Source organism: Colwellia sp. F1, assembly GCF_056238625.1.
Map to the genome: position 1 here is coordinate 82,243 of NZ_JBWDLI010000004.1, position 26,843 is coordinate 109,085.

The 26,843-nt window shown below is 40.5% G+C and carries 19 protein-coding genes; 5 read left to right on the forward strand and 14 right to left on the reverse strand.

All coding sequences use genetic code 11. The features are described 5' to 3' along the window. Window positions 1-94: 94 nt before the first annotated feature. The 4 genes from AC0UA9_RS04760 to AC0UA9_RS04775 form a co-directional block, all read right to left on the reverse strand. Complete coding sequence (locus tag AC0UA9_RS04760) at window positions 95-1,783, reverse strand: NAD-dependent malic enzyme (protein ID WP_475657759.1); 1,689 nt, start codon at window positions 1,781-1,783, stop codon at window positions 95-97. 138 nt (window positions 1,784-1,921) lie between these two features. Then, window positions 1,922-2,134, reverse strand: a complete 213-nt coding sequence (iscX, locus tag AC0UA9_RS04765; RefSeq protein ID WP_475657763.1) for a Fe-S cluster assembly protein IscX — start codon at window positions 2,132-2,134, stop codon at window positions 1,922-1,924. A gap of 237 nt (window positions 2,135-2,371) precedes the next feature. Continuing rightward, window positions 2,372-2,809, reverse strand: coding sequence for a D-aminoacyl-tRNA deacylase (gene dtd / locus AC0UA9_RS04770; RefSeq protein ID WP_475657766.1), 438 nt, complete (start codon window positions 2,807-2,809; stop codon window positions 2,372-2,374). Continuing rightward, a complete protein-coding gene (locus AC0UA9_RS04775) occupies window positions 2,806-3,708 on the reverse strand; it encodes a virulence factor BrkB family protein (protein ID WP_475657770.1) in 903 nt (300 codons plus the stop codon). The genes dtd and AC0UA9_RS04775 overlap by 4 nt, the downstream gene beginning before the upstream one ends. Before the next feature lie 80 nt (window positions 3,709-3,788). Between AC0UA9_RS04775 and AC0UA9_RS04780 the strand changes: the two genes are divergently transcribed. Continuing rightward, on the forward strand, window positions 3,789-4,010 hold the full coding sequence (locus AC0UA9_RS04780) for a hypothetical protein (RefSeq protein ID WP_475657772.1): 222 nt from the start codon (window positions 3,789-3,791) through the stop codon (window positions 4,008-4,010). A 57-nt stretch (window positions 4,011-4,067) separates the two neighbouring features. On the opposite strand, the gene typA is transcribed toward AC0UA9_RS04780, so the two are convergent. Beyond that, complete coding sequence (gene typA, locus AC0UA9_RS04785) at window positions 4,068-5,885, reverse strand: translational GTPase TypA (RefSeq protein WP_475657773.1); 1,818 nt, start codon at window positions 5,883-5,885, stop codon at window positions 4,068-4,070. 464 nt (window positions 5,886-6,349) lie between these two features. Between typA and glnA the strand changes: the two genes are divergently transcribed. From glnA to glnG, 4 genes are all read left to right on the forward strand, one after another. Next, entirely contained in the window at window positions 6,350-7,756 is a 1,407-nt protein-coding gene (glnA, locus tag AC0UA9_RS04790; protein ID WP_475657775.1) for a glutamate--ammonia ligase, read from the forward strand. A 197-nt stretch (window positions 7,757-7,953) separates the two neighbouring features. Further along, a complete protein-coding gene (locus AC0UA9_RS04795) occupies window positions 7,954-8,475 on the forward strand; it encodes a DUF4124 domain-containing protein (RefSeq protein WP_475657777.1) in 522 nt (173 codons plus the stop codon). Between the two features lie 108 nt (window positions 8,476-8,583). Then, a complete protein-coding gene (glnL, locus tag AC0UA9_RS04800; protein WP_475657780.1) occupies window positions 8,584-9,657 on the forward strand; it encodes a nitrogen regulation protein NR(II) in 1,074 nt (357 codons plus the stop codon). Between the two features lie 54 nt (window positions 9,658-9,711). Then, window positions 9,712-11,127 (forward strand): nitrogen regulation protein NR(I), encoded by a 1,416-nt coding sequence (glnG, locus tag AC0UA9_RS04805; protein ID WP_475657782.1) that lies wholly within the window; start codon window positions 9,712-9,714, stop codon window positions 11,125-11,127. Between the two features lie 101 nt (window positions 11,128-11,228). Here the strand turns inward: glnG and AC0UA9_RS04810 are convergent, their stop codons facing one another. From AC0UA9_RS04810 to rplL, 9 genes are all read right to left on the reverse strand, one after another. After that, complete coding sequence (locus AC0UA9_RS04810) at window positions 11,229-11,609, reverse strand: MerC domain-containing protein (RefSeq protein WP_475657785.1); 381 nt, start codon at window positions 11,607-11,609, stop codon at window positions 11,229-11,231. A 184-nt stretch (window positions 11,610-11,793) separates the two neighbouring features. Next, the gene (gene epmA / locus AC0UA9_RS04815) at window positions 11,794-12,771 is read right to left on the reverse strand and encodes an elongation factor P--(R)-beta-lysine ligase (RefSeq protein WP_475657787.1); all 978 of its coding nucleotides are present in this window, start codon (window positions 12,769-12,771) and stop codon (window positions 11,794-11,796) included. Window positions 12,772-13,032: 261 nt separating this feature from the next. Then, window positions 13,033-14,217, reverse strand: a complete 1,185-nt coding sequence (gene tuf / locus AC0UA9_RS04820) for an elongation factor Tu (RefSeq protein ID WP_475657788.1) — start codon at window positions 14,215-14,217, stop codon at window positions 13,033-13,035. A gap of 100 nt (window positions 14,218-14,317) precedes the next feature. After that, the gene (gene fusA / locus AC0UA9_RS04825) at window positions 14,318-16,417 is read right to left on the reverse strand and encodes an elongation factor G (protein ID WP_475657791.1); all 2,100 of its coding nucleotides are present in this window, start codon (window positions 16,415-16,417) and stop codon (window positions 14,318-14,320) included. A 226-nt stretch (window positions 16,418-16,643) separates the two neighbouring features. Continuing rightward, complete coding sequence (gene rpsG, locus AC0UA9_RS04830) at window positions 16,644-17,117, reverse strand: 30S ribosomal protein S7 (RefSeq protein ID WP_475657794.1); 474 nt, start codon at window positions 17,115-17,117, stop codon at window positions 16,644-16,646. Window positions 17,118-17,235: 118 nt separating this feature from the next. After that, entirely contained in the window at window positions 17,236-17,610 is a 375-nt protein-coding gene (rpsL, locus tag AC0UA9_RS04835) for a 30S ribosomal protein S12 (RefSeq protein WP_475657797.1), read from the reverse strand. A 256-nt stretch (window positions 17,611-17,866) separates the two neighbouring features. After that, window positions 17,867-22,078 carry a DNA-directed RNA polymerase subunit beta' gene (gene rpoC, locus AC0UA9_RS04840; RefSeq protein WP_475657799.1) on the reverse strand — a complete coding sequence of 1,404 codons (4,212 nt, stop codon included), beginning with the start codon at window positions 22,076-22,078 and terminating at the stop codon, window positions 17,867-17,869. Between the two features lie 113 nt (window positions 22,079-22,191). Further along, entirely contained in the window at window positions 22,192-26,220 is a 4,029-nt protein-coding gene (gene rpoB / locus AC0UA9_RS04845) for a DNA-directed RNA polymerase subunit beta (protein WP_475657801.1), read from the reverse strand. A 234-nt stretch (window positions 26,221-26,454) separates the two neighbouring features. Next, a complete protein-coding gene (gene rplL, locus AC0UA9_RS04850) occupies window positions 26,455-26,820 on the reverse strand; it encodes a 50S ribosomal protein L7/L12 (protein ID WP_475657803.1) in 366 nt (121 codons plus the stop codon). Between the last annotated feature and the right edge of the window lie 23 nt (window positions 26,821-26,843).

Here is a 26,843-nt window from a genome sequence, read left to right on the forward strand (position 1 = left end):
TACTAATACTATCCTAAGATAAAAATGCTTGGTAACGCTTGAGTATAGTAACAAATTTAAATTTGTATTGACCATCAGCTGAGCTTAGCATTTATTAAATACTGATTCGCTTATATTGACGGTACTCTGGCTGCCAAAAGTTTTGCGCTATTTTATCCAATAGTTCAGCATCTGATATTTCAAGTGCTAAGTTTTGCTCATAAGCCACTTTGGCAATAGCAAAGGCTATGCTTTTACTTAATTGCGCTATTTGCGTGGGAGCCGGCAATAAACCGCCTTCACCGGTGTTAGCCAGGGGGGAAGCCGCTGCTAAAGTTTCACTGGCAACTTGGAGCATTTTATCGGTTATTCTACTAATGTTTGCTGAGATAACACCTAAGCCAATACCAGGGAAAATATAACTATTATTACATTGCGCAATTGGTATAGTCGCTCCTTGATATTCAACGGGATCAAACGGGCTACCGGTTGCTACAATTGCTTTGCCATTTGTCCAGTTAATCACCTGAATAGGTGTTGCTTCAACTTGCCGAGAAGGATTACTCAATGGAAAAATGATGGGTCTATCACAATAGTGTTGCATTGCTTTAATAACTTCTTCGCTAAATAAGCCCGCTTGACCTGACACGCCAATTAAAACATCTGGCTGAGCACCGTGCATCACTTCTAAAATAGTCGCGTATTCGCGTGCTATTTCCCAGTGTTGTATCGCCATTTTATTTTGCACTAATTGTTGTTGAAAATCTCTTAAGCCGGTCATCCCTTGCGTAAGTAAACCTAACCTATCGATCATAAACACTTGGCTTCGTGCCGCTAAAGGTGAAAGCCCTTCAGCTGTCATTTGCGATATTATTTGCTCTGCAATACCACAGCCAGCTGAACCAGCGCCAACAAAGGCGACTTTAAGTTGTGATAACTTAACGCCTTTGCTTCTACAAGCGGCGAGTAAAGTACCAACCGTCACTGATGCCGTGCCTTGTATGTCATCATTGAAACAACATATTTGGCTGCGATAGCGATTAAGCAGTGGCATAGCGTTAGGCTGAGCAAAGTCTTCAAACTGCAATAACACCTGAGGCCAGCGGCGTTTAATGGCACTGATGAACAAGGCTAAGAACTCATCGTATTCTGTTTGGCCAATGCGCTTATGGCGAGCCCCCATGTACATTGGGTCGTCTAATAGTTTTTGGTTATTGGTGCCAACATCTAACATCACAGGCAATGTATAAGCTGGGCTAATGCCTCCACACGCCGTATACAATGACAATTTTCCAATTGGAATCCCCATACCTCCAATACCCTGATCACCTAGGCCTAAAATGCGTTCTCCGTCGGTAACGACGATAACTTTTACCTTATTTTTAGTGGCATTACGTAAAATATCGTCTATGTGGTACCTGTCATCATAAGAAATAAATAACCCACGAGAACTTCGATAAATGTCTGAAAACTGTTCACATGCATCCCCTACGGTAGGCGTATAAATAATAGGCATCATTTCGGCTAAATGATTTTGTACTAACTTATAAAACAGTGTTTCGTTATTATCGTGAATTGCACGTAAGTAAATATGCTTGTTAATATTGTTGTGAAATGAACAATACTGCCTATATGCCCTAGCAGCCTGTTCCTCTATGGTTTCAAACCTTGGTGGTAATAAACCGGTTAAGTTGAAGCTAATACGCTCTTGAAGATCAAACGCACTCCCTTTATTTAATAAGGGAGTTTCTAGTAGGGTTGGCCCAGCATAGGGGATGTATAAAGCGCGTTTATTTTGCGTCATTGGTAGTAGCTACTTCTATTGAGGTTTATTGTTGCGTTCAAGTGAAACAGGTATAGATAAAGTATAAGTTGTCTTGTTATTCTTGTGTAAACCGAAGAATAACAAGAAGAAACTATCCCTTACACCAACTTAAGTTACTTAGTCGACTTCGTCAATCCAAGCTAATTGGATTGCTTCTAACACACGCTCACCACAGTGAGCTGGGTCATCATTAAAACGTTCAAGTTCAAGTACCCATTGTCTTAGTTCAGTAAAATGCAAAGTGAGTGGGTCTACCTCAGGATGGAGCTCGATTAAATCAAGCGCTATCTCAAGTGAGTCTACCCATTTCAGCCCAGAAGATGTGTGCATAAATTACCCCATGAATAAGTGAAACCATAAATAGTCTGCTAATAACATTAGTATAAGCCACAACAAAAGCAAACGTACTCTTTGGCAGTATTTACAATCGGTTTGCCACCATAGTCGCAGCTGCCTAATTATAGTCTTTTTTATCATGTATCAAAAGCGCCTTACCAACATGGAACGCGTTAGCTTTAAGCGAACTGTAAAGCTAAGTTAACTTTAGAAATTAATCACAACAGTGAGTTAAATTGTCAGTGTAAAGGTGACTGGTCCGTCATTTAATAATCGCACTTGCATGTCTGCTGCAAACTCACCCGTTGGCACATTGAAGCCCTGCGCCCGTAACTGCTGACAAAAGTATTGATACAGTTCCTTACTAAATTCAGGCTTAGCCGCTGAAGTAAAACTAGGCCGCATGCCGCTTTGGGTGTCTGCTGCTAAGGTAAACTGTGATACCACTAAAATTTCACCGGCTATTTGCTTTACGCTCAGGTTCATTTTCCCGTGTTCATCGTTAAAAACCCGATAACCGGCAACGCGCTCTGCAAGCCGTTTAGCTTTTGCGGGTGTGTCTTCTGGTTGTACCGCTAAAAAAACGAGTAACCCTTGCGCTATTTCACCAACAACCTCACCGCTTACGCTGACGCTGGCTGAGCTAACCCTTTGTATAAGTGCTATCATATATCAACTCCTTTAAATGCCTCTCCTTTGTCGTCTACATCCAGAGTATCTGTTTGATGGTCTTGTAAAGACACCGTAATTAAGGCCCCCCCTAATACAATTAGCCACGACAAATATACCCATAAGAATAAAATGGGTACGATGGCTAAAGCTCCGTATATTGCCTGATAAGAAGGAAAGGCGGTTAGGTAGGCTGCAAATATCTTTTTAGCGAACTCAAATAAAAGTGCTGCAACCAAAGCCCCTGACAAGGCATATTTAAAAGGCACAGGCTTGTTAGGCACTAACATGTATAACAATACAAACGCGGCCAAAGATGCGAGCAGCGGGACGAGTCTAAACAGCATATTGGCAATACCAAAACTATCGTCAATTCCCAATGAAACCAATGACACTAAATAAGAGGTAACAGCAATACTGCCACCAACTAAAATAGGGCCTAGTGTTAAGATCATCCAGTACATTGAAAAAGAGGTGATCACACGGCGCTTTTGGGTGACTTGCCAAATATTATTAAAAGTTTTATCAATAGAAGAAATCAGGATTAACGCGGCAAAAAATAAAAAAGACAGTGCAACCGCCGACATTTTTGAGGCATTATCAACAAAAGAGGATAAGTATTTTTGTACAACATGACTTGCTGTAGGCATAAAGTTGTCGTAGACAAACTGCTCAACGCTGTTATGAATATCGGCAAAAATAGGGAATGCCGTTGCGACAGACAGCGCCACCACCATTAAAGGCACAAGTGACATTAAACTAACATACGAAAGATAACCAGCAACTACTTGTAATTGCTCTTTTTTAATTCGTTTCAACAAGTATTGAAAAAACGATGAATAATGTCGCCAAGGTAAAGCTTGTTTTATTCTTTTATACAGTATATCCGCTGAACTCATATTCACTATAATTTGATCATTTTCTAATGGTAAGTAATATATTATGATATCAGTAACAAATTTACTAGGTTAGGTGTTTTATGTCAGGTCAAGGTTCAGGTGGTAATGTTATTGCAGCAATCTGCAGTTTGTTTTTTCCCGGTTTAGGCCAATTAGTACAAGGTCGGCTGCTTGCTGCGATTTTCTTTGCTATTATTTGTTATGGCGGTTATGCATTGTTTTATCTTGTTATTCCTGCAATTATTGCTGGTCTGTGCCACCTTTTTTGTATTATTGATGCGGCTAAATTCAAAAGCAGTTAAAAAAAAGCCGCCTAAGACAAATTAGGCGGCTTTGTATCATCTTTTTTTAGTAAACAATTATTTCGCCGCGCGACCTTCGCGTTTACGGTCACTCTCTTTTAAGAATTTTTTCCGTATACGTATATTTTCCGGTGTTACTTCAACTAATTCATCATTGTCAATAAACTCTAGTGCTTGCTCTAATGACATAATAATGGCTGGCGTTAGTGTTTGTGCCTCATCAGTACCTGATGAACGAACGTTTGTTAACTGCTTACCTTTTAACGCATTGACCGTTAAGTCGTTATCACGGCTATGAATACCAATAACTTGACCTTCATAAATATCAACCCCATGACCAATTAACATACGGCCACGAGATTGTAGGTTGAAAAGCGCATTTGTTAAGGCTTTACCCGTAGCATTGGCAATCATCACACCATTTTTACGTTGGCCAATATCGCCACCTTTATGCGGCCCGTATTCAAAGAATGTGTGATAAATTAAGCCTGAGCCTGACGTTAAGGTCATAAACTCTGTTTGAAAGCCAATTAAACCACGACTTGGCATAATAAAGTCCATACGGATACGTCCAGTACCGTCTGGCGCCATATCAGTTAATTCAGCTTTACGAAGACCCATTTTCTCCATGATAGAACCTTGATGCGCTTCTTCTACATCAATAGTTACGGTTTCATAGGGTTCGTATAGTACCCCGTCAACCATGCGCTCGATAACTTCAGGGCGCGAAACGGCTAGCTCATAACCCTCACGACGCATATTTTCAATTAAAATACCTAAGTGCAACTCACCACGGCCTGATACTTTAAATTTATCAGGGTCATCTAGCTGCTCAACACGTAAAGCAACATTATGTACTAGTTCTTTTTCTAAGCGGTCTTTAATATTACGTGACGTAACATACTTACCTTCTTTACCACAAAATGGTGAGGTATTTACTTGGAAGGTCATGTTGATGGTTGGTTCATCAATTGATAGTGCCGGTAAGCCTTCAACTTCTGTCGGACAACAAATCGTATCAGAAATTTTTAATTCGCCTAAGCCGGTAATGGCGATTATATCGCCAGCAAAACCTTCTTCAATTTCATGACGGTCAAGGCCTAGGTAACCGAATACTTTACCTACTTTGGCGTTATGTAAACCACCGTTTGCTAATTGAATAGTCACTTGTTGGTTTGGCTTAACACTACCACGCTTTATACGACCAACACCAATTACACCTAAATATGCACTGTAATCAAGTTGCGAGACTTGCATTTGAAAGGCGCCGTCTGGATCAGCACTTGGTGCTGGTACTTCATCAATAATAGTATCGAATAGTGCTGTCATGTCAGTACCCACTTCGCCTTCTTCAAGAGAAGACCAACCATTAATGGCTGAAGCATAGACGACTTTAAAATCAAGCTGCTCGTCGGTAGCACCAAGGTTATCAAACAATTCAAACACTTGATCCATAACCCAATCAGGGCGGGCAGCAGGTTTGTCAATTTTATTAATAACAACAATCGGCTTTAAACCTTGAGCAAAAGCTTTTTGCGTTACAAAACGCGTTTGTGGCATGGGGCCTTCTTGCGCATCGACAATTAATAGCACTGAGTCTACCATTGACATAACACGCTCTACTTCACCACCAAAATCGGCATGGCCTGGGGTGTCTACAATATTGACACGGTAACCATTCCAGTTAATAGCTGTGTTTTTAGCTAAGATGGTGATACCACGCTCTTTTTCTATATCGTCAGAATCCATAACACGCTCGTCATGGCCGGCGCGTTCATCAAAAGTACCTGATTGCTCAAGTAATTTATCAACTAGGGTGGTTTTTCCATGGTCAACGTGAGCAATAATTGCCACATTTCTTAATTTATCTAACACAGGCGTTACTCGCTGTTTTGTTATTATTTAATACCTCATTAAACTGAAGCATAAATAACTAGGGCTACAATAGGGCGCGTATTATACAGCCTTTTTGCATTAAAAGATATTTTTTATCCAACGACCAAGCGATCGCTTTTTAAGCACTTTAGTAACAACGTGACTTTTTGCTGCACAAAGTTGTTCCCTCCCAACATAGCCTTCATTTTGCTTTGTTCCAAGGTGGCTAAATTAGTACAGGAAAAATGATCAAAATAAGATATAGTTACCTCCAATTAACAGCATATATATCTAAAATGCACCAAAAAGATCTTTTAATGCACTAACATAGTGCATCGGTCTTTTCGATGATAACTTAATCCATTGATTATATTAAGTTTAATTATTGGCACAATATTAGCTTATATTCATCACAACATGGTTATATACCAAAAACTTTTAAACTAACCTCCTGGAGAGACAAAATGTCACAAGCAGTATTTGATTTAATAAAAGAGTACGATGTTAAATTTGTTGACCTTCGTTTTACTGATACTAAAGGTAAAGAGCAACATATTTCTATTCCCCATCATCAAGTCGACGAAGATTTTTTCGAAGATGGACAAATGTTTGATGGCTCTTCAATTGAAGGTTGGAAAGGTATAAATGAATCTGACATGGTGATGATGCCAGATGCTGATTCCGCTATATTAGACCCTTTTACTGAAGCAGTAACCCTAAATATTCGTTGTGATATCCTTGAGCCCAACACGATGCAAGGCTATAGCCGTGACCCTCGCTCTGTAGCCAAACGTGCAGAAGATTACTTACGTAGTACTGGCATTGCTGATACTGTGTTAATAGGCCCTGAACCTGAGTTTTTTGTCTTTGATGATGTTAGATTTCAGACCGATATGAGTGGCTCTTTCTATAAAATAGATGATAAAGAAGCTGCTTGGAATTCAGGTACTAAATATGAAGATGGTAATATGGGTCATCGCCCAAGTGTTAAAGGAGGTTACTTCCCTACATCTCCGGTAGACTCTTCACAAGACTTACGTTCAGCGATGTGTTTAGTAATGGAAGACATGGGATTAGTGGTTGAAGCACATCACCATGAAGTTGCTACTGCTGGTCAAAACGAAATTGCCTGTCGCTTTAACACCTTAGTATCAAAAGCTGATGAAGTACAAATATATAAGTATGTTGTTCATAATGTAGCGCATGCCTATGGGAAAACAGCAACCTTTATGCCAAAACCATTAGTAGGTGATAACGGTTCAGGTATGCATGTTCATTCGTCACTCGCCAAAGATGGTGTAAATTTATTTGCCGGCGATAAATACGGCGGTTTATCTGAGTTGGCACTTTATTATATTGGCGGTATCATCAAGCATGCTAAAGCTTTGAATGCCTTTACTAATCCATCAACTAACTCTTACAAGCGTTTAGTTCCACACTTTGAAGCACCGGTAATGCTTGCCTATTCAGCGCGTAATCGCTCTGCCTCTATTCGCATTCCAACTGTACCAACGCCTAAAGCAACACGTATTGAAGCACGGTTCCCAGATCCTGCAGCAAACCCATATTTAGCTTTTTCAGCATTATTAATGGCCGGTATTGACGGTATTAAAAATAAAATTCACCCTGGTGATGCCATGGATAAAGATTTATATGACTTACCAGCCGAAGAAGCTGCTGCTATTCCACAAGTGGCAACATCACTTGATGATGCACTGGATAGCTTAGCGGCTGATCATGAATTCTTAACCGCCGGTGGTGTAATGGATAAAGACATGATTGACGCATACATTGCATTAAAACGAGAAGAGTCTCAACGAGTAAATATGACAACTCACCCATTAGAGTTTGAATTATACTACAGTGTTTAAATTGTAGTACTACTGCAAACGAAAGACATTAAACAGCAAAGCTCACTTCGGTGAGCTTTTTTATGTACTGTATTATGCCTTGTATAAAAAGCAAGCACCAAGTAAGTCATTTATCTGTGGTAAAGTGCGTTACTTTTGTATAAATTGTAACTAGCGAGTGTATATTGGGATATATTTGAAGCAACAGGATATAGAAATTGACCATAATTAAGTTTTTATTACTGCTATTAACACTATCATTAATGCTACCTTTAAGTGCTAATACAACAAAGATATATGTGTGGCATAATGACAAAGGTGAGTTGGTTTACTCTGACACACCTAGGCCAGGTGCGGAAGAAGTAACAACGAAGCTTGGCAACATAGTACAGTCGCCAGGGTCACTAGAAATACAAGTATTAGACATCAAACCACAAAAAGTATCTGAAGCATATCAAATCACTATTCACCAACCTAAAGATCAAGCCACTATTCGTGATAACACAGGCTCTGTTTTTATTAGTGCGGTTATTCAACCCGTATTTAAGCCTGGCTTAACCATTCAATTAATGCTGGATGGCGAACCCTACCAAAAACCCCAAGGTGATAGCCGCTTTTCGCTTAAAAATGTTGACCGTGGTGAACATCAAATAAAAATGCACGTACTAAACGAAAAAGGCAAGATAATTGCAACATCTAAGTCAATAACGTTTTATATGCACCGTGCCTCGGTAAATTAGCGGAAATAAGCGCTAAATAGCAACATTCTACGCTGCAAATAAAACCTTTCTAACATATACTACATTAAATGCACCAAATCAGTGCATTGAGAGTATGGAGGCTTTGTTTTGCAAACAAAAGAAGTAATTAAACAAGTTAAGGTGAGTTACCAGCAAACACTGGCTAGCCAGTTAGTTACTGCTGTACTGATACTTGATCAACAATTAACAATTTGTTATTTGAACCCGGCAGCTGAAGCTTTATTAGTTAAAAGCTTAAACAAGCTCTATGGTAGACCCTTTCAATTAATTTTTAAAAACACCTCAATAACAAAATCTCGGTTAGGACAATTATTGACGTCAGGCCAAGAGTTTACTGACAGAGAGGTAGTATTAGCTTGCGGTGAAGCTTATCAATTTACCGCAGAAATAACGGCATCATCGGTAGAGTTTAATCTCGCTGCTCATATATTGATTGAATTTAAGCAGATTGACCAACAAAAACAAATTAGCCTTGAAGTATTTCAACAGCAACAATGGATTGCCGCACGTGATTTAATCAAAGGCCTAGCCCATGAAATTAAAAATCCACTGGGCGGTTTACGTGGTGCAGCACAATTATTAAATAAAGAACTTAATGACGAGCAGCAAGAATATACTGCGATGATCATAGAGCAAGCTGATAGATTAACCAACCTGGTCGACAAGTTGTTAGGGCCAAACCAAATACCTCAAATTAAAAGTCATAACATTCATTCTGTCCTAGAAAAAATATGTCAAGTGGTTAGTTTTTCCAGTGAACAAGAGAGAGTAATTGTACGCGACTATGACCCTTCAATTCCTGCAATAGAATGTGACCAAGAAAAAATACAACAAGCCGTATTAAATATAATAAACAATGCTATACAAGCAACAGATGCCCACAACAAAATAACCCTCAAAACACGTATTGCTAGCAATAGAACTATCAAAGGGAAACGGGTAAAACTGTCAGTAAAAATCAGTATTATTGATGATGGTCCTGGCATTCCGCCCGCAATACAAGACACCTTGTTTTATCCTATGGTGTCGGGTCGCACTAATGGTACAGGCTTAGGGTTATCGATTGCGCAAACACTGATAAACCAGCACCAAGGTCTGCTGACATGTCAAAGCCGCCCTGGGCACACAGAGTTTGTTTTATTGCTACCTATAACACAGTAGTAACGCACTTTACTAACATTGAAATTACACGAGCGCCAACCGATAAGAGATAAGATGATGACTGAACAAGTATGGATAGTCGATGACGATAGTTCAATTCGCTGGGTTTTAGAAAAAGCCTTTATAAAAGCTAATATTAGCAATGCCTCATTCGACAACGCTAGAAACTTATTAATTGCTTTAGATCATGGTAAACCCGAAGTTATCATATCTGATATTAGAATGCCTGATATTGATGGCATGAGCTTACTGAACACGCTAGGCAAAGAGCACCCTGAGATTCCAGTAATAATTATGACAGCTCATTCAGACTTAGACAGTGCTGTAAATGCATACCAAGGAGGAGCTTTTGAATATTTACCTAAGCCGTTTGACATGGATGAAGCGGTTACTTTAACTCAACGTGCCCTCATACATTCCCAAGAGCAGAAAGACACAAATAAAGCCAGTGATCTTAGCTCACTTGCGGTGGGTTTGATCGGTGAAGCGCCGGCAATGCAAGAGGTCTTTCGGACAATTGGCCGCTTATCTCGCTCAAGCATTAGCGTGCTAATTAATGGCGAGTCTGGTACAGGTAAAGAATTAGTCGCCCATGCTTTGCACTCTCATAGTCCACGTGCACAAGCACCTTTTATTCCGCTAAATATGGCTGCCATTCCTAAAGACTTAATTGAATCAGAATTGTTTGGTCATGAAAAAGGCGCATTTACTGGCGCCAATTCAGTGCGCCAAGGGCGGTTTGAACAAGCGCACGGCGGGACTTTGTTTCTTGACGAAATTGGCGATATGCCGCTAGAAGTCCAAACACGTTTGTTACGTGTGTTATCCGATGGTCAATTTTACCGTGTAGGCGGTCATTCACTGATAAAAGTTGATGTACGTATCATCGCTGCAACCCATCAAAACCTAGAAGATAAGGTAAATAATCAGGAGTTTAGAGAGGATTTATTTCATCGCTTGAATGTTATTCGAATTTTGTTGCCCAATTTACGCGAAAGAAAAGAAGATATAGCACAGCTAAGCCAACACTTTCTCAAGCAAGCAGCGAAAGAGCTCAGTGTTGAACCTAAAACGATCAGTAAAAAAGCCACGGCTTTTTTTGAACAGTTTGAATGGCCGGGCAATGTAAGACAACTTGAAAATATTTGCCGTTTTCTCACTGTCATGGCAAGTGGTAAAGAGATACTTTTGACCGACTTACCAAGCGAACTTACTGATAAAGTGGAGAAGGTTAATTCGTCAAATGCCTCTTGGCAAGTTGCTTTAAGTGAATGGGTAGATCATGAATTAATGCAAGGTAATCAGGCTATTTTAGAGACGCTTATGCCCGAATTAGAAACAATATTGCTTGAGCGTGCCTTACATTTTACACAAGGGCATAAGCAAGATGCGGCGAAGAAACTAGGCTGGGGTAGGAACACCTTAACACGAAAGTTAAAAGAACTAGGGATAGTAGAGACTAGGTTTTAAGATGCTAGGGACTAGATGCTAGAGACTAGATGCTAGAGACTAGCTACTAGGAACTAGAAACTAGGGTTTAGGTAGACTTTGTTGGCGCTCAGTGCTTAATATTAAGAAGAACAAACCTCTTCATCGCATTGTTTACAGCTGTTGCATAACTTAATATTAACAAAGTGTGCTGCTACAATTAGGCTAGCACCACTGATAATAAAATATACCTGCAACGCTTCTGGGAAGTCATGTTTTATCCAATAGAGCGTAACCCCTAAATAAAGCAGGTAAAAAGGATATAGGCGTTTGTGATAACGTTTAAAGCCAGAGAATAACGCAATAGTTCCTACCGCAGCAGTCATCAACAAAAACACATGCTCCCAAGTGTGATCTGCTAAAAAACTTAACCCCATTAAGGGTAAAATAGGCAACACAATAGGTAAAAGTATGCAGTGTAGTGCACACAAAGAGGTGGCTGTGATACCTATTCTATCTAACATAATGTTACTTTTCTCTAATATCGTTACGGCTAATGTAGTTTCTAACGGGGATTTTGTTTGTCTGCATTTTACATTAAGATTAATATAAAAACAGTACACCACTTCACTGCGTACTGGCAATAATGTAATACTATCACAATTGATATACTATAACATTAAAAAATTAAAAAGTCTTAAATTTTATTTAAGCACGCTCCACAGAAAAGCTAATGACCTCAGCTATGTGTTCAACCTCTAACGCTAACATAATCAAACGGTCAACCCCTAAGGCTACACCCGAGCACTGTGGTAAGCCCTGTGACAAGGCAGCAAGAAGGTTATCATCGATGGGTTTTTCTAATAAATTGTTGGCCAACCTTTTTTTATTATCTTCCTGAAAGCGCTGCAATTGAGTTTTAGCATCCGTGAGCTCGTTAAAGCCATTGGTGAGCTCTACGCCTTGATAGTAACATTCAAAACGCTGCGCAACCCTTTTATCAAAAGAGCAAAGTTTAGCGAGAGAGGCTTGTGACCGAGGAAAATTGTAAACAAAACACGGCTTGTCTTTACCTATATTAATTTCAATTATCTCACTGAAAACAAACTGCAAAAGAATATCAATATCATGCTCTTTTTCTAACCAGCGACTCAACTTATCATGTTGTTTAATAAGTTCAAGCAGGTCATGGTGCGATGCCGTTAACGGGTCAAGCGAAACATGTTCTATAAAAATATCTTGATATGTGTGCATTGTCGGTTTTTCGCAGTGTAAAATGGTTGTTAACAACTCACCGACTTCTGCCATTAAATCAAAATGATCAAAACCCATTCGATACCACTCAAGTAAAGTAAATTCAGGGTTATGGTAAGCGCCAAAGGGTTCATGGCGAAATGCTTTCGCTATTTGGAAAATACAGCCATAACCTGATGCTAATAAACGCTTCATATGAAATTCAGGTGACGTTTGCAAGTAAAGCGGTTTTGATTGCTCTATGTCACTATCACTTAAGAAGTTATAACGACAACTTAATGCTTCTAAATGCATGTCGGTTACCGTCCCCTGTGACAAAGCCGGTGTTTCTACTTCAAGTACGTCACGTTCAGCAAAAAACTGCCTTATTTGCTGTAATATCTTTGCCCTCTTTTGCGCATTTTGCCAAGAAAGCGTAGTTTGCCAAGACATAAATTATCCAAGTGCTAGGTTCTAGGTTCTAGGTTCTAGGTTCTAGGTTCTAGGTTCTAGGTTCTAGGTTCTAGGTTCTGTCAGTTTAAAAATTAAAAAGGCCGCAAAAGCGACCTTTATAATTTACTTATCTAAAAGATAGTATTGATAGTTTAATTTGATACCAGCTGCAGCGTTAGCAAAGCGGAAGCACGGAGTTGATCTTAGTCAATGAGTACCTCAATGCTGCTAACAAACATGCTAGCGCAAATTAATTATCAATTAAGATAAAATGGCTGAAACAACACCAGCACCAACTGTACGACCACCTTCACGGATTGCGAAGCGTAAACCTTCGTCCATCGCTACTGGGTTAATTAGCTCTACAACAAATTTCAAGTTGTCGCCTGGCATTACCATTTCTACACCTTCAGGTAGCTCTACTGAACCTGTGATGTCTGTTGTACGGAAGTAGAACTGTGGACGGTAGCCTTTAAAGAATGGCGTATGACGACCACCTTCATCTTTAGAAAGTACATAAACTTCTGATTCAAATTTCGTATGAGGTGAAATTGAACCTGGTGCACAAAGTACTTGACCACGTTCAACGTCTTCACGCTTAAGACCACGTAGAAGAACACCACAGTTCTCACCAGCACGACCTTCGTCAAGTAGCTTACGGAACATTTCTACACCAGTACACGTCGATGTTTGTGTCTCACGAATACCAACAATCTCTACTGTATCGCCTACTTTTACAATACCGCGCTCTACACGACCTGTTACAACCGTACCACGACCAGCAATTGAGAACACGTCTTCAATTGGCATGATGAAAGCACCATCAATAGCACGCTCTGGCTCTGGAATATAAGTGTCTAACTGGTCCGCAAGTTCAATGATTTTTGCTTCCCACTTCTCTTCGCCTTGTAACGCGCCTAAAGCAGACCCTTGAATTACAGGTAAGTCATCACCTGGGAAATCATATTCAGAAAGTAACTCACGGATTTCCATTTCTACTAATTCTAATAACTCTTCGTCGTCTACAACATCACATTTGTTCATAAAGACGATGATGTATGGAACACCAACTTGACGTGACAACAAGATATGCTCACGTGTTTGTGGCATTGGGCCGTCTGTTGCAGCAACAACTAAAATCGCGCCGTCCATTTGTGCAGCACCTGTGATCATGTTTTTAACGTAATCGGCATGGCCTGGACAGTCTACGTGTGCGTAGTGACGTGATTCTGTATCGTACTCAATGTGTGAAGTATTGATAGTAATACCACGCTCACGCTCTTCTGGTGCATTATCGATTTGTGTGAAATCTTTAACATCACCACCGTGAACTTTTGTTAATACCGCAGAGATAGCGGCTGTTAATGTTGTTTTACCGTGGTCAACGTGTCCGATAGTACCAACGTTAAGATGCGGTTTACTACGTTCAAATTTTTCTTTAGCCATTTTTCAATTACCTTAAAGTTTATTTTGCTATAAAAATAAAAGTAGCAGCCCAAAGACTGCCCTTGTTGTAAATCTTGCTACTTTCAAAATACTGGAGGCTCTAACGAGTTTCCATAATTTTTTGTGCTACCAGTTTTGGTGTTTCATTATACTGCTGAAACTCCATAGAGTAAGATGCACGACCTTGGGTAGCACTACGCAAGTCGGTAGCATAACCAAACATTTCGGCTAAGGGTACCAATGCATTTACAATTTTTAAACCTGCTGGACCATCGTCCATACCATCGATAATACCACGTCGACGGTTTAAGTCTCCTACAACATCGCCCATATGAGCTTCGGGTGTAGAAACTTCGACTTTCATCATTGGCTCTAATATAACAGGATTTGCATCAAGCGCACCCTCTTTAAAGCCAATTGAAGCAGCCACTTTAAATGCCATCTCATTTGAGTCAACATCATGGAAAGAGCCATCAAATAGCGTCACTTTTATGTCTAGCAATGGATAACCAGCTAACACACCGCTTTCCATTTGCTCTTTACAGCCCTTTTCAACTGCAGGAATATATTCTTTGGGTACTGAGCCGCCAACGGTTTCGTTAACAAATTCAAAACCTGAGCCTTCTTCGCCTGGCTCCATTTTCAAGCAAACATGGCCATACTGGCCTTTGCCGCCTGTCTGACGAATGAACTTACCTTCCACTTCAACACTTTTTCGTATCGTTTCACGGTAAGATACTTGCGGATTACCTACATTACACTCAACGCCAAATTCACGCTTCATTCGCTCAATTAAAATGTCTAAATGTAACTCACCCATACCAGAAATAATGGTTTGTCCTGTTTCATTGTCCGTATGCACTTTAAATGAAGGATCTTCTGCAGCTAACTTACCCAAAGCTATAGCCATTTTTTCTTGGGCGGCTAGCGTTCTAGGCTCAACAGCAACAGAAATAACCGGTTCAGGAAATTCCATGCGTTCTAAGGTAATTACGTTACCTGCATCACATAAAGTATCACCTGTGGTGACATCTTTCAAACCAATCGCGGCAGCTATATCACCCGCACGTACTTCTTTAATTTCTTGCCTATCATTCGCATGCATTTGCACTATCCGGCCTAAACGCTCTTTTTTCTTCTTGATAGGGTTATAGATACTGTCACCGGTTTTAACCACGCCTGAATAAACACGAAAGAAGGTCAGTGTGCCCACAAATGGGTCGGTCGCAATTTTAAAGGCAAGTGCGGCAAAAGGGGCATTGTCGTCTGAAGGACGTGTCCCTATGGTTTCATTTTTATCATCATTGATACCCGTAATCGCCGCCACTTCGGTCGGCGAAGGTAAAAAGTCAATAACTGCATCTAATACAGCTTGCACCCCTTTGTTTTTAAAGGCACTACCGGAACAACACAGGATTATTTCATTAGCAAGCGTTCTAATACGCAAACCGGCTTTTATTTCAGCTTCTGTTAATTCACCTTCTTCAAGGTATTTATCCATTAACGCTTCTGTTGCTTCTGCCGCTTCTGATACTAAATGCTCACGCCATTCTTGTGCTAGTTCGAGCATGTCAGCGGGTATTGCATCATAGCTGCATTTCATGCCTTGATCTGCTTCTGACCAATTAATCGCTTTCATTTTGATTAAATCAATAACACCGTCAAAATCTTCTTCTGCGCCAATTGGTAAGTAAATTGGTACGGCATTAGCACCTAACCTATCTTGCAACTGTTTTACAACGGCTAAAAAGTCAGCACCGGTTCGGTCCATCTTGTTAACGAAAACCAAGCGAGGAACAGCATATTTTTCCATTTGACGCCAAACCGTCTCAGTTTGCGGCTGTACGCCTGATGATGCACATAATACGAGTACGGCGCCATCAAGAACACGCAATGACCGCTCGACTTCTATGGTGAAGTCAACGTGTCCAGGGGTGTCTATTATATTAATACGGTGAGAGTCGAACTGGCCTTCCATTCCCTTCCAGAAACAAGTGGTTGCCGCTGAGGTAATTGTGATACCACGCTCTTGTTCTTGTTCCATCCAATCCATGGTTGCAGCACCGTCATGCACTTCACCAAGCTTGTGAGAAAGACCAGTGTAAAAAAGTACACGCTCTGTAGTGGTGGTTTTACCTGCATCTACATGCGCGCATATACCAATATTACGATAGCGCTCTATAGGGGTGATACGGGCCAATTTAAATTCCTCTGTCAGTGTTTAATGTTTACCTTGGGGTAAATTAAACAGCTAAATAATTCAATAAACTAAATATTCATTTTTATAAACACTTAGTTAATTTAACTAGGTTAAAAATCACCTATTATAAAAACAAGTATGGCTAGCAAGAGTACTCTTGCTAGCCATGTGCTTGCCTAAAGACTGTTCCCTAGCACAAGCATTGCATTCAAACATTACCGGGTGTTTACCAGCGGTAGTGAGCAAATGCTTTGTTAGCTTCAGCCATACGGTGAACGTCTTCACGTTTCTTAACCGCTGAGCCTTTGCTGTCAGACGCATCTAACATTTCGTTAGCTAGGCGCTGAGCCATTGATTTTTCACCACGTTTACGAGCTGCTTCAACTAACCAACGCATGGCTAGTGCATTACGACGCACTGGACGTACTTCAACTGGTACTTGATAAGTAGAACCACCAACACGACGAGACTTAACTTCGACTTGTGGGCGGATATTATCTAAAGCAGTTTCAAAAAGCTCTAAGTGAGTTTTTTCACTGTTTTTTTCAGTTAAAATATCTAGTGCACCGTATACAATTTTTTCTGCAGTAGATTTTTTACCATCAACCATAAGGATGTTGATGAATTTTGCTAAAAGTTCGTTGTTGAACTTAGGATCTGGCAATATTTTACGTTGCCCTATGACGCGTCTTCTTGGCATCTTAATTCTCCGTGTTATTCAGGTGTTACCCAAAATATATAAATTTTTAAAATTTGTTAATTTGGCCTTACTTAACGTTTCTCATTTTTATCTAACAGGTAGGTAAAAAACGGAAAACTTAAGATTTAGGTCGCTTAGCACCGTACTTAGAACGGCCTTGTCTTCTGTCGCTTACACCAGAACAATCGAGTGCGCCACGAACGGTGTGATAACGTACACCTGGTAAATCTTTAACACGACCACCACGGATTAAAATCACGCTATGCTCTTGTAAGTTATGACCTTCACCACCAATGTATGAAGCAACTTCGAAGCCGTTAGTTAAACGAACACGAGCTACTTTACGTAATGCTGAGTTAGGTTTTTTTGGTGTAGTTGTATATACACGAGTACAAACACCACGACGCTGTGGACAAGATTGTAACGCAGGTACGTTACTTTTTGAAACTTGTCTAATACGTGGTTTACGTACTAATTGGTTAATAGTTGCCATTATAGCTCCTGATTAGATAAAACATTGGATAATTTTTATTGACTAAGTTTGTCAAATTATCCGCTAATAAACGTGAAAAATCTTACCCTACTGCCTGATACCCATTAGGTACGGAATATAAGGTCGCGAAATTCTATAGGTCAATGACGTTTCTGTCAAGCTATTAGTGGCCTGTTCAATAAAAAGCCGCGCTCTTTCAAGCACGGCTTTTATTATACATTGGGTATGATAAGCACTCCCCTAGTAGACTACAAAGTTATTCTGAGTCTAGGTCTGCACTTAAGGCGTCAGCCAAGGCTTTTTCGGCATCGTCAGCAGATACCGTAGTATCTTCATGCGCATCAAAGGCCGCTTTTGCTTTAGCACGCTCTTGATGGTAAGCATAACCTGTCCCTGCAGGGATTAAGCGACCAACAATCACGTTTTCTTTCAAGCCACGTAAACCGTCTTTCTTACCAGCAACCGCTGCTTCAGTAAGCACACGTGTTGTTTCTTGGAAAGATGCTGCTGAAATAAATGATTCAGTAGCAAGTGATGCTTTAGTAATACCCATCATTTGCATTTCATATTCAGCAGGTTGCTTGCCTTGTGCTTCAAGATCACGGTTGGCAATATTTACTCGTGCCACTTCCACTTGTTCACCTTTGAGGAACTCACTGTCACCCGCATCAAGAATCTCACACTTACGGATCATTTGACGAACAATAACTTCAATGTGCTTATCGTTAATCTTAACACCTTGTAAACGGTATACTTCTTGTACTTCATTAACAATGTAGTTAGCCACTGGCGCTACACCACGTAAGCGAAGAATGTCATGTGGAGACTCAGGACCGTCAGCGATAACCTCACCTTTTGATACTTGCTCACCTTCGAACACGTTTAATTGACGTGTTTTAGGGATCATCTCTTCATACACTTCACCATTCGGTTGCGTGATCAACAAACGTACTTTACCTTTTGTTTCTTTACCGAAGGCAATAACACCTGTTTTTTCAGCAAGAATTGCCGGTAACTTAGGTTTACGTGCTTCAAATAAATCAGCAACTCGTGGTAGACCACCAGTTATATCACGTGTTTTAGAACTTGCTTGTGGGATACGTGCTAGTGCGTCACCAACACTTACATCTGCCCCATCTTCTAGGTTAACAATCGCGTTGCCTGGCAAGTAGTAAAGTGCTGGAATTTCAGTACCGGCAATCATTACGTCTTTACCTTTAGCATCTACTAGTTTTAACGCAGGACGCATTTCTTTACCACTGGCACTACGCTGAGCAGCTTCCGTGATTACAATACTTGATAAGCCGGTTAACTCATCGGTTTGACGAACCATAGTAACGCCATCGATTAAGTCAACAAACTGTGCTTTACCTTTTACTTCCGTGATAATTGGATGCGTATGCGGATCCCAACTAGCCACGGTTTCACCAGCAGTAACAGCCTGACCATCTTTCTTTGACAGTACAGCACCGTATGGCACTTTATAGTTTTCAGTTACGCGACCCATTTCATCAATAACCGTTAGCTCTGATGAGCGTGAAGTAATAACGATATTTTTGTCTGAGTTAGTAACAAACTTAGCATTTTGTAACTTCAATGTACCTGAGTTGTTAACTTGTACGTTATTCTCTGCGGAAGCACGTGATGCGGCACCACCAATATGGAAGGTACGCATAGTTAGCTGTGTACCTGGCTCACCGATAGACTGAGCAGCTACAACACCAATCGCTTCACCTTGGTTGATCATATGGCCACGAGCCAAATCACGACCGTAACAATGAGCACAAATACCAAAATCAGTTTCACAGGTAATAATTGAGCGCACTTTAATTTGGTCTACTGAATTTTCTTCAATAACATCACATAAAGCTTCGTCAATTAGGGTATTACGTGGTAGTAATACTTCCTCAGTACCAGGAATTAATACATCTTCACAAACAACACGCCCTAATACACGCTCACGTAATGGTTCTACAACATCACCACCTTCAATTAATGGTGTCATTAATAAACCATCTTCTGTACCACAGTCGTGCTCTGTTACCACTAAATCCTGGGCAACATCCACTAAACGACGGGTTAAGTAACCCGAGTTAGCGGTTTTAAGGGCTGTATCGGCCAAACCTTTACGCGCGCCATGGGTTGAAATAAAGTATTCAGATACATTCAAGCCTTCACGGAAGTTAGCTTTGATTGGGGTTTCGATGATTGAACCGTCTGGTTTAGCCATCAAGCCACGCATACCCGCTAACTGACGAATCTGAGCAGCACTACCACGAGCACCCGAGTCAGCCATCATAAAGATTGAGTTGAATGAGTCTTGCTCTTCCATGTCTCCAGCACGATTTAAGACTTGCTCTTTAGATAAGTTATCCATCATCGCTTTAGATACTTTTTCGTTCGCAGACGACCAAATATCAATGACTTTGTTGTATTTTTCACCTGCAGTTACAAGACCTTGATCAAACTGCGCTTGAATTTCAGCCACTTCAGCTTCTGAGTCTTCGATGATGCTGTATTTAGCCTCAGGAATAACCATATCATTAATACCAACTGATGCACCGGCGATCATCGCATAATGAAAACCTGTGTACATAATTTGGTCAGCAAAAATAACCGTATCTTTTAAGCCAAGCGTACGGTATGCATGGTTAATCAATTTAGAAATCGCTTTTTTAGCGAGTGGTTGATCAATAATATCGTACGGTAAACCTTGCGGGCAAACCTGCCATAAAATAGCACGACCAACAGTGGTGTCACGTAGACTCGTTTTTTCTTCAAGCTCGCCTGCAGCATTCTTAACATGCTCAGTAATACGAATTTTTACACGTGCATGAAGTTCTGCATGGCCTGAACGGTAGGCTTTTTCTGCTTCCTTGGTGTCAACAAACACCATGCCCTCACCTAAACCATTCACACGGTCACGTGTTAGGTAATAAAGACCTAATACAACGTCTTGTGATGGTACTATGATTGGCTCACCGTTAGCAGGTGCTAGCACGTTGTTAGTAGACATCATTAACGTACGTGCTTCCATTTGTGCTTCGATAGTAAGGGGTACATGTACCGCCATTTGGTCACCATCGAAATCGGCATTGTATGCCGCACAAACTAACGGATGAAGGTGAATTGCTTTACCTTCAATTAGTACTGGTTCAAACGCTTGAATACCTAATCTATGCAATGTAGGTGCACGGTTAAGCATTACTGGGTGTTCACGGATTACTTCATCAAGTACATCCCAAACTTCTGCGCCTTCACGTTCTACTAGCTTTTTAGCGGCTTTAATTGTTGTTGCTAAACCACGACGTTCTAACACACCGTAAATAAATGGCTTAAATAACTCTAATGCCATTTTCTTTGGTAGACCACATTGATGTAATTTTAATGTAGGACCTACGGTAATTACAGAACGGCCTGAGTAATCTACACGCTTACCAAGTAAGTTTTGACGGAAACGACCTTGCTTACCTTTGATCATATCGGCAAGTGATTTTAGCGGACGTTTGTTCGAGCCAGTAATGGCACGACCACGACGACCATTATCTAAAAGTGCGTCAACAGACTCTTGTAACATACGCTTTTCGTTACGTACGATAATATCTGGCGCTACTAAGTCTAGAAGACGCTTTAAACGGTTGTTACGGTTAATTACGCGGCGGTATAGATCATTTAGATCTGACGTTGCAAAACGACCACCGTCAAGCGGTACCAACGGACGTAAGTCTGGCGGCAAAATTGGAAGAACATCCATAATCATCCACTCAGGCTTGTTGCCTGAAGCAGCAAATGCTTCCATTAATTTTAAACGTTTAGTAATTTTTTTGCGCTTAGTTTCACTACCAATTTCAGGTAACTCTTCACGCATTTGCGCGACTTCGCCGTCTAAATCGATTTGTTGTAGTAAAGCTAATACTGCTTCGGCACCCATAAGGGCGTCAAATTCATCACCGTGCTCTTCTAACGCGTCTAGGTATTCTTCTTCCGTTAGTATTTGGCTTTTTTCTAACGTTGTCATACCTGGCTCGGTAACAACATAAGATTCAAAATAAAGCACACGTTCAATATCACGTAATGTCATATCCAGTAATAAACCAATACGTGAAGGTAATGATTTTAAGAACCAAATATGCGCAACAGGGCTAGCAAGTTCTATATGCCCCATACGTTCACGACGAACTTTAGTTAAGGTAACCTCAACGCCACATTTCTCACAGATAACACCACGGTGTTTTAAGCGTTTGTATTTGCCACAAAGACATTCATAGTCTTTCACTGGGCCAAAAATACGCGCACAAAATAAACCGTCACGTTCTGGTTTAAACGTACGGTAGTTAATGGTTTCAGGCTTTTTAACCTCACCAAATGACCAAGAACGCACTAAATCTGGCGACGCTAGACCGATGCGAATACCATCAAAATCTTCTGTTTGATTTTGTTGCTTAAGAAACTTAAGTAAATCTTTCACACTATTCTCCTGTCGGAGTTAAACATTTAAGAAAGCTAACAGTTAGCTTTCTCCATGTACTGAATTTCAGCTTTGCAAGGCTAACTAGACTTCAGTTCTAGTTAGCCTAGGTATTAGTCTAGGTCTAATTCAATATTTATACCTAAAGAACGAATTTCTTTAAGTAATACGTTGAATGACTCAGGAATACCCGGATCCATACGGTGATCACCGTCAACTAGGTTTTTATACATCTTCGTACGACCAGCAACGTCATCAGATTTAACAGTCAGCATTTCTTGTAGGGTATAAGCCGCACCATAAGCTTCTAATGCCCATACTTCCATCTCACCAAAACGTTGCCCACCAAATTGTGCTTTACCACCAAGTGGTTGTTGGGTAACTAAGCTGTATGACCCTGTAGAACGAGCATGCATTTTGTCGTCAACTAAATGGTTTAGTTTTAACATATACATATACCCTACAGTAACTGGGCGTTCAAATTTACGTCCAGTACGACCATCAGTTAAGATAAACTGACCACTTTCAGGCATATCTGCCAGTTTAAATAACTCTTTGATTTCCTTTTCCGCTGCACCGTCAAATGCTGGTGTTGCAATTGGTAAACCTGCACGTAAGTTACCCGCTAGGCGCAATACTTCTTCATCAGAGAAGCTCGCAACGTCAACATCTTGTCGAGATTCACCCACATTATAAACTTCTTGTAAAAAGTTACGCAGTTTATGAATTTCTTTTTGTGCTTCTAGCATGCGGTTAATTTTTTCACCAATACCACGTGCTGCCATGCCTAAATGCGTTTCTAAGATCTGACCTATGTTCATCCGTGATGGAACACCTAATGGGTTCAAGATAAGATCAACTGGCACACCATGTTCATCGTATGGCATATCTTCAACAGGGACTACGTTTGAAATAACACCCTTGTTACCATGACGTCCAGCCATTTTATCACCTGGCTGAATGTGGCGTTTAACAGCTAAGTAAACTTTAACTATTTTTAATACACCTGGTTGTAAGTCATCACCTTGCGTTATTTTACGACGCTTAATTTCATACTTCTTATCAAAGTCTTCTTTAATATTGTCGTATTGCTCGGCAATTTGTTCTAACTCTGCTTGCTGCCCTTCATCCGATAAGTTTTGTATTAACCACTTATCGCGAGACATCGCTGTTAAGTCAGACTCGCTCATGCCAGCAGATAATAATAGCTTCTTGGTGCGTGCGTATATGCCATCTTCTAAAATGCTTAATTCATCGCCAAGATCTTTCTTAACTTCTTTCAGTTGCATTTCTTCAATTTCAATTGCACGCGCATCTTTTTCAACGCCATCACGCGTAAAGATTTGTACATCAATGATAGTACCTTTTACAGCGTTTGGTACGCGTAAAGAGCTATCTTTAACATCGGCAGCTTTTTCACCAAAAATTGCACGTAAAAGTTTTTCTTCCGGTGTTAATTGTGTTTCACCTTTAGGGGTAACTTTACCCACTAAGATGTCACCACCGTTCACTTCAGCACCAATGTAAACAACACCGGCTTCATCTAATTTAGATAAGGCAGACTCGCCAACATTAGGAATGTCTGCAGTGATTTCTTCTGCGCCTAATTTGGTATCACGTGCGATACAGGTTAGCTCTTGAATATGAATCGTGGTAAAACGGTCTTCAATGGCAACTCGCTCAGATAGCAACATTGAATCTTCAAAGTTGTAACCATTCCAAGGCATGAAGGCAATACGCATGTTTTGCCCAAGTGCTAATTCACCCATATCGGTTGAAGGGCCGTCAGCTAGTACATCACCACGAACTACCGGCTCTCCCATGCGACACACAGGGCGTTGGTTGATACAGGTATTTTGGTTCGAGCGGGTGTATTTAGTTAAGTTATAAATATCAATACCGGCTTCGCCCGCATGCATTTCATTTTCATTAACTTTAACAACAATGCGCGATGCATCTACATAACTGATTACACCACCACGCTTAGCGACTTCTGTTACCCCTGAGTCAACTGCGACAACTTTCTCCATTCCAGTACCCACTAATGGCTTATCGACGATAAGTGTTGGTACTGCTTGACGTTGCATGTTCGACCCCATTAAGGCACGGTTAGCATCATCATGTTCAAGGAATGGAATAAGTGACGCCGCAACAGAAATAATTTGTTGTGGTGATACATCCATATATTGAACTTCAGCTGGACTTTTTAGTGTAAATTCATTTTTGTGACGACAGTTGACTAAGTCTTCAATAAGCTTATCAGAAGCATCACGGATTGCGTTCGCTTGAGCGATAACAAAGTTACCTTCTTCAATGGCCGATAAATAATCAATATCATCAGTCACTAAGCCGTCAACTACTTTACGATAAGGCGTTTCTAAAAAGCCAAAGTCATTAGTACGTGCGTAACAAGAAAGCGAGTTGATCAAACCGATGTTTGGACCTTCTGGCGTTTCGATTGGACACACACGGCCATAATGCGTTGGGTGAACATCTCGCACTTCGAAACCAGCACGTTCACGTGTTAAACCACCTGGGCCTAAGGCAGAAATACGACGCTTATGCGTAACTTCTGACAAGGGGTTATTTTGGTCCATAAACTGAGACAATTGTGATGAACCAAAGAACTCTTTCACTGCCGCAGAAATTGGTTTAGCGTTAATTAAATCTTGTGGCATGATCGCATCTAAGTCACCAAGACTTAAACGTTCCCGTACTGCACGTTCAACACGTACAAGCCCTACACGGAATTGGTTTTCAGCCATTTCACCCACAGAGCGAATACGACGGTTACCTAAATGGTCGATATCATCAACTTCACCTTTACCGTCACGAATGTCGATTAAGGTTTTCATTACTGCCACAATATCTTCGTTAGATAAAACACCTGAGCCTATATCATCGGCATTACCTACTCGACGATTAAACTTCATACGACCAACTGTTGATAACTCATAACGTTCAGACGAGAAGAACAAGTTATTAAAGAGTGTTTCTGCTGCGTCTTTAGTTGGTGGTTCGCCTGGGCGCATCATGCGGTAAATTTCAACTAAGGCTTCTAAGCGGTTAGTCGAGCTATCCACGCGCAAGGTGTCTGACATATATGAACCAACATCAAATTCATTCATATATAAAGTAGACAATGATTTATGGCCTGCTTGGCTGAGTTCTGCTAATAACTCTAACGTTATTTCAGCATTTGCTTCAGCAATCACTTCACCCGTAGATTTGTCGATGTAGGCTTTTGATAATACTTTACCTACAATGTACTCAGCGGGAACTTCGAGTTTATCAACATTCGCTTTGCTTAAGGCACGAATATGACGCGCAGTAATACGGCGGCCCGATTCAACTAAGATTTCACCTTTTTTAATGGCAATATCAAACGTCGCTGTTTCACCACGAAGACGTTCAGGGATAAGATCCATAATCAACTTATCGCCTTTAATAGCAAAATTCGTTGTATCATAGAAAATAGCCAAAATTTCTTCTGTTGAATATTCTAAGGCGCGTAAGATAATTGACGCAGGTAATTTACGACGTCTATCAATACGGACAAACAAATTGTCTTTTGGATCGAATTCAAAGTCTAACCATGAACCACGGTAAGGAATAACGCGTGCGTTATATAATACTTTACCCGATGAATGCGTCTTACCTTTATCGTGATCAAAGAATACACCAGGAGAACGATGTAATTGTGAAACGATAACACGCTCAGTACCATTGATTACAAAGGTACCGTTATCTGTCATCAACGGGATTTCACCCATGTACACTTCTTGCTCTTTGATATCTTTTACAGTACCTGCCGGAGCTTCTTTATCGTATACCACTAAACGTAATTTAACGCGTAGTGGTGCAGAATAAGTTACACCACGTATTTGACATTCTTTAACGTCAAATAACGGTTCACCTAAGCGGTAGCTCACATATTGTAATTCTGAGCTACCTGAGTAAGCTTTAATTGGGAAAATAGAACGGAAAGCAGCCTCTAGACCGGTTTCACCTGTGGGATCAATATCAATAAACTTGCGGAAAGAATCGAGTTGAATGGACAACAAGAATGGATATTCCATTACTTGTGCATTTTTACCAAAGTCCTTTCTAATTCGCTTTTTCTCAAAGTATGAGTAAGCCATGGGGTTCCTCAGCTTGCTGGTTATGGCCAAATCTGCCTAGTAAGCTATTCTTACACAGACAGGTTATTTAGGTAATGCTTACGTCTAAACATTACTAGATGACAAATCATCTAACACTTAATATTACCTTATTAACAACTTATTTGTTTTCTAGTAGTAAAAAGCGCAAAAAGGCCGGTGACGTTTAAATCACCAGCCATGCCTTTTCAGGCAAATACTCTGTTTAAAAACAGACTATTTGATCTCAACAGAAGCACCAGCTTCTTCAAGAGTTTTCTTAAGCTCTTCAGCTTCAGCTTTGTCTGCGCCTTCTTTAAGCGTACCAAGAGCTTCAACTAAGTCTTTAGCTTCTTTAAGGCCTAAACCTGTAGCGCCACGAACGGCTTTGATTACTGCAACTTTCTTCTCACCGAAGCTAGTTAATACAACATCAAATTCAGTTTGCTCTTCAGCAGAACCACCAGCGTCACCACCAGCAACAGCAACAGCTGCAGCAGCAGATACGCCGAATTTTTCTTCCATTGCTTCAACTAATGCAACAACGTCCATTACTGACATTTCAGCAACTGCGTTTAAGATATCGTCTTTAGAGATAGACATACTATAATTTCCTAATTTTTAAT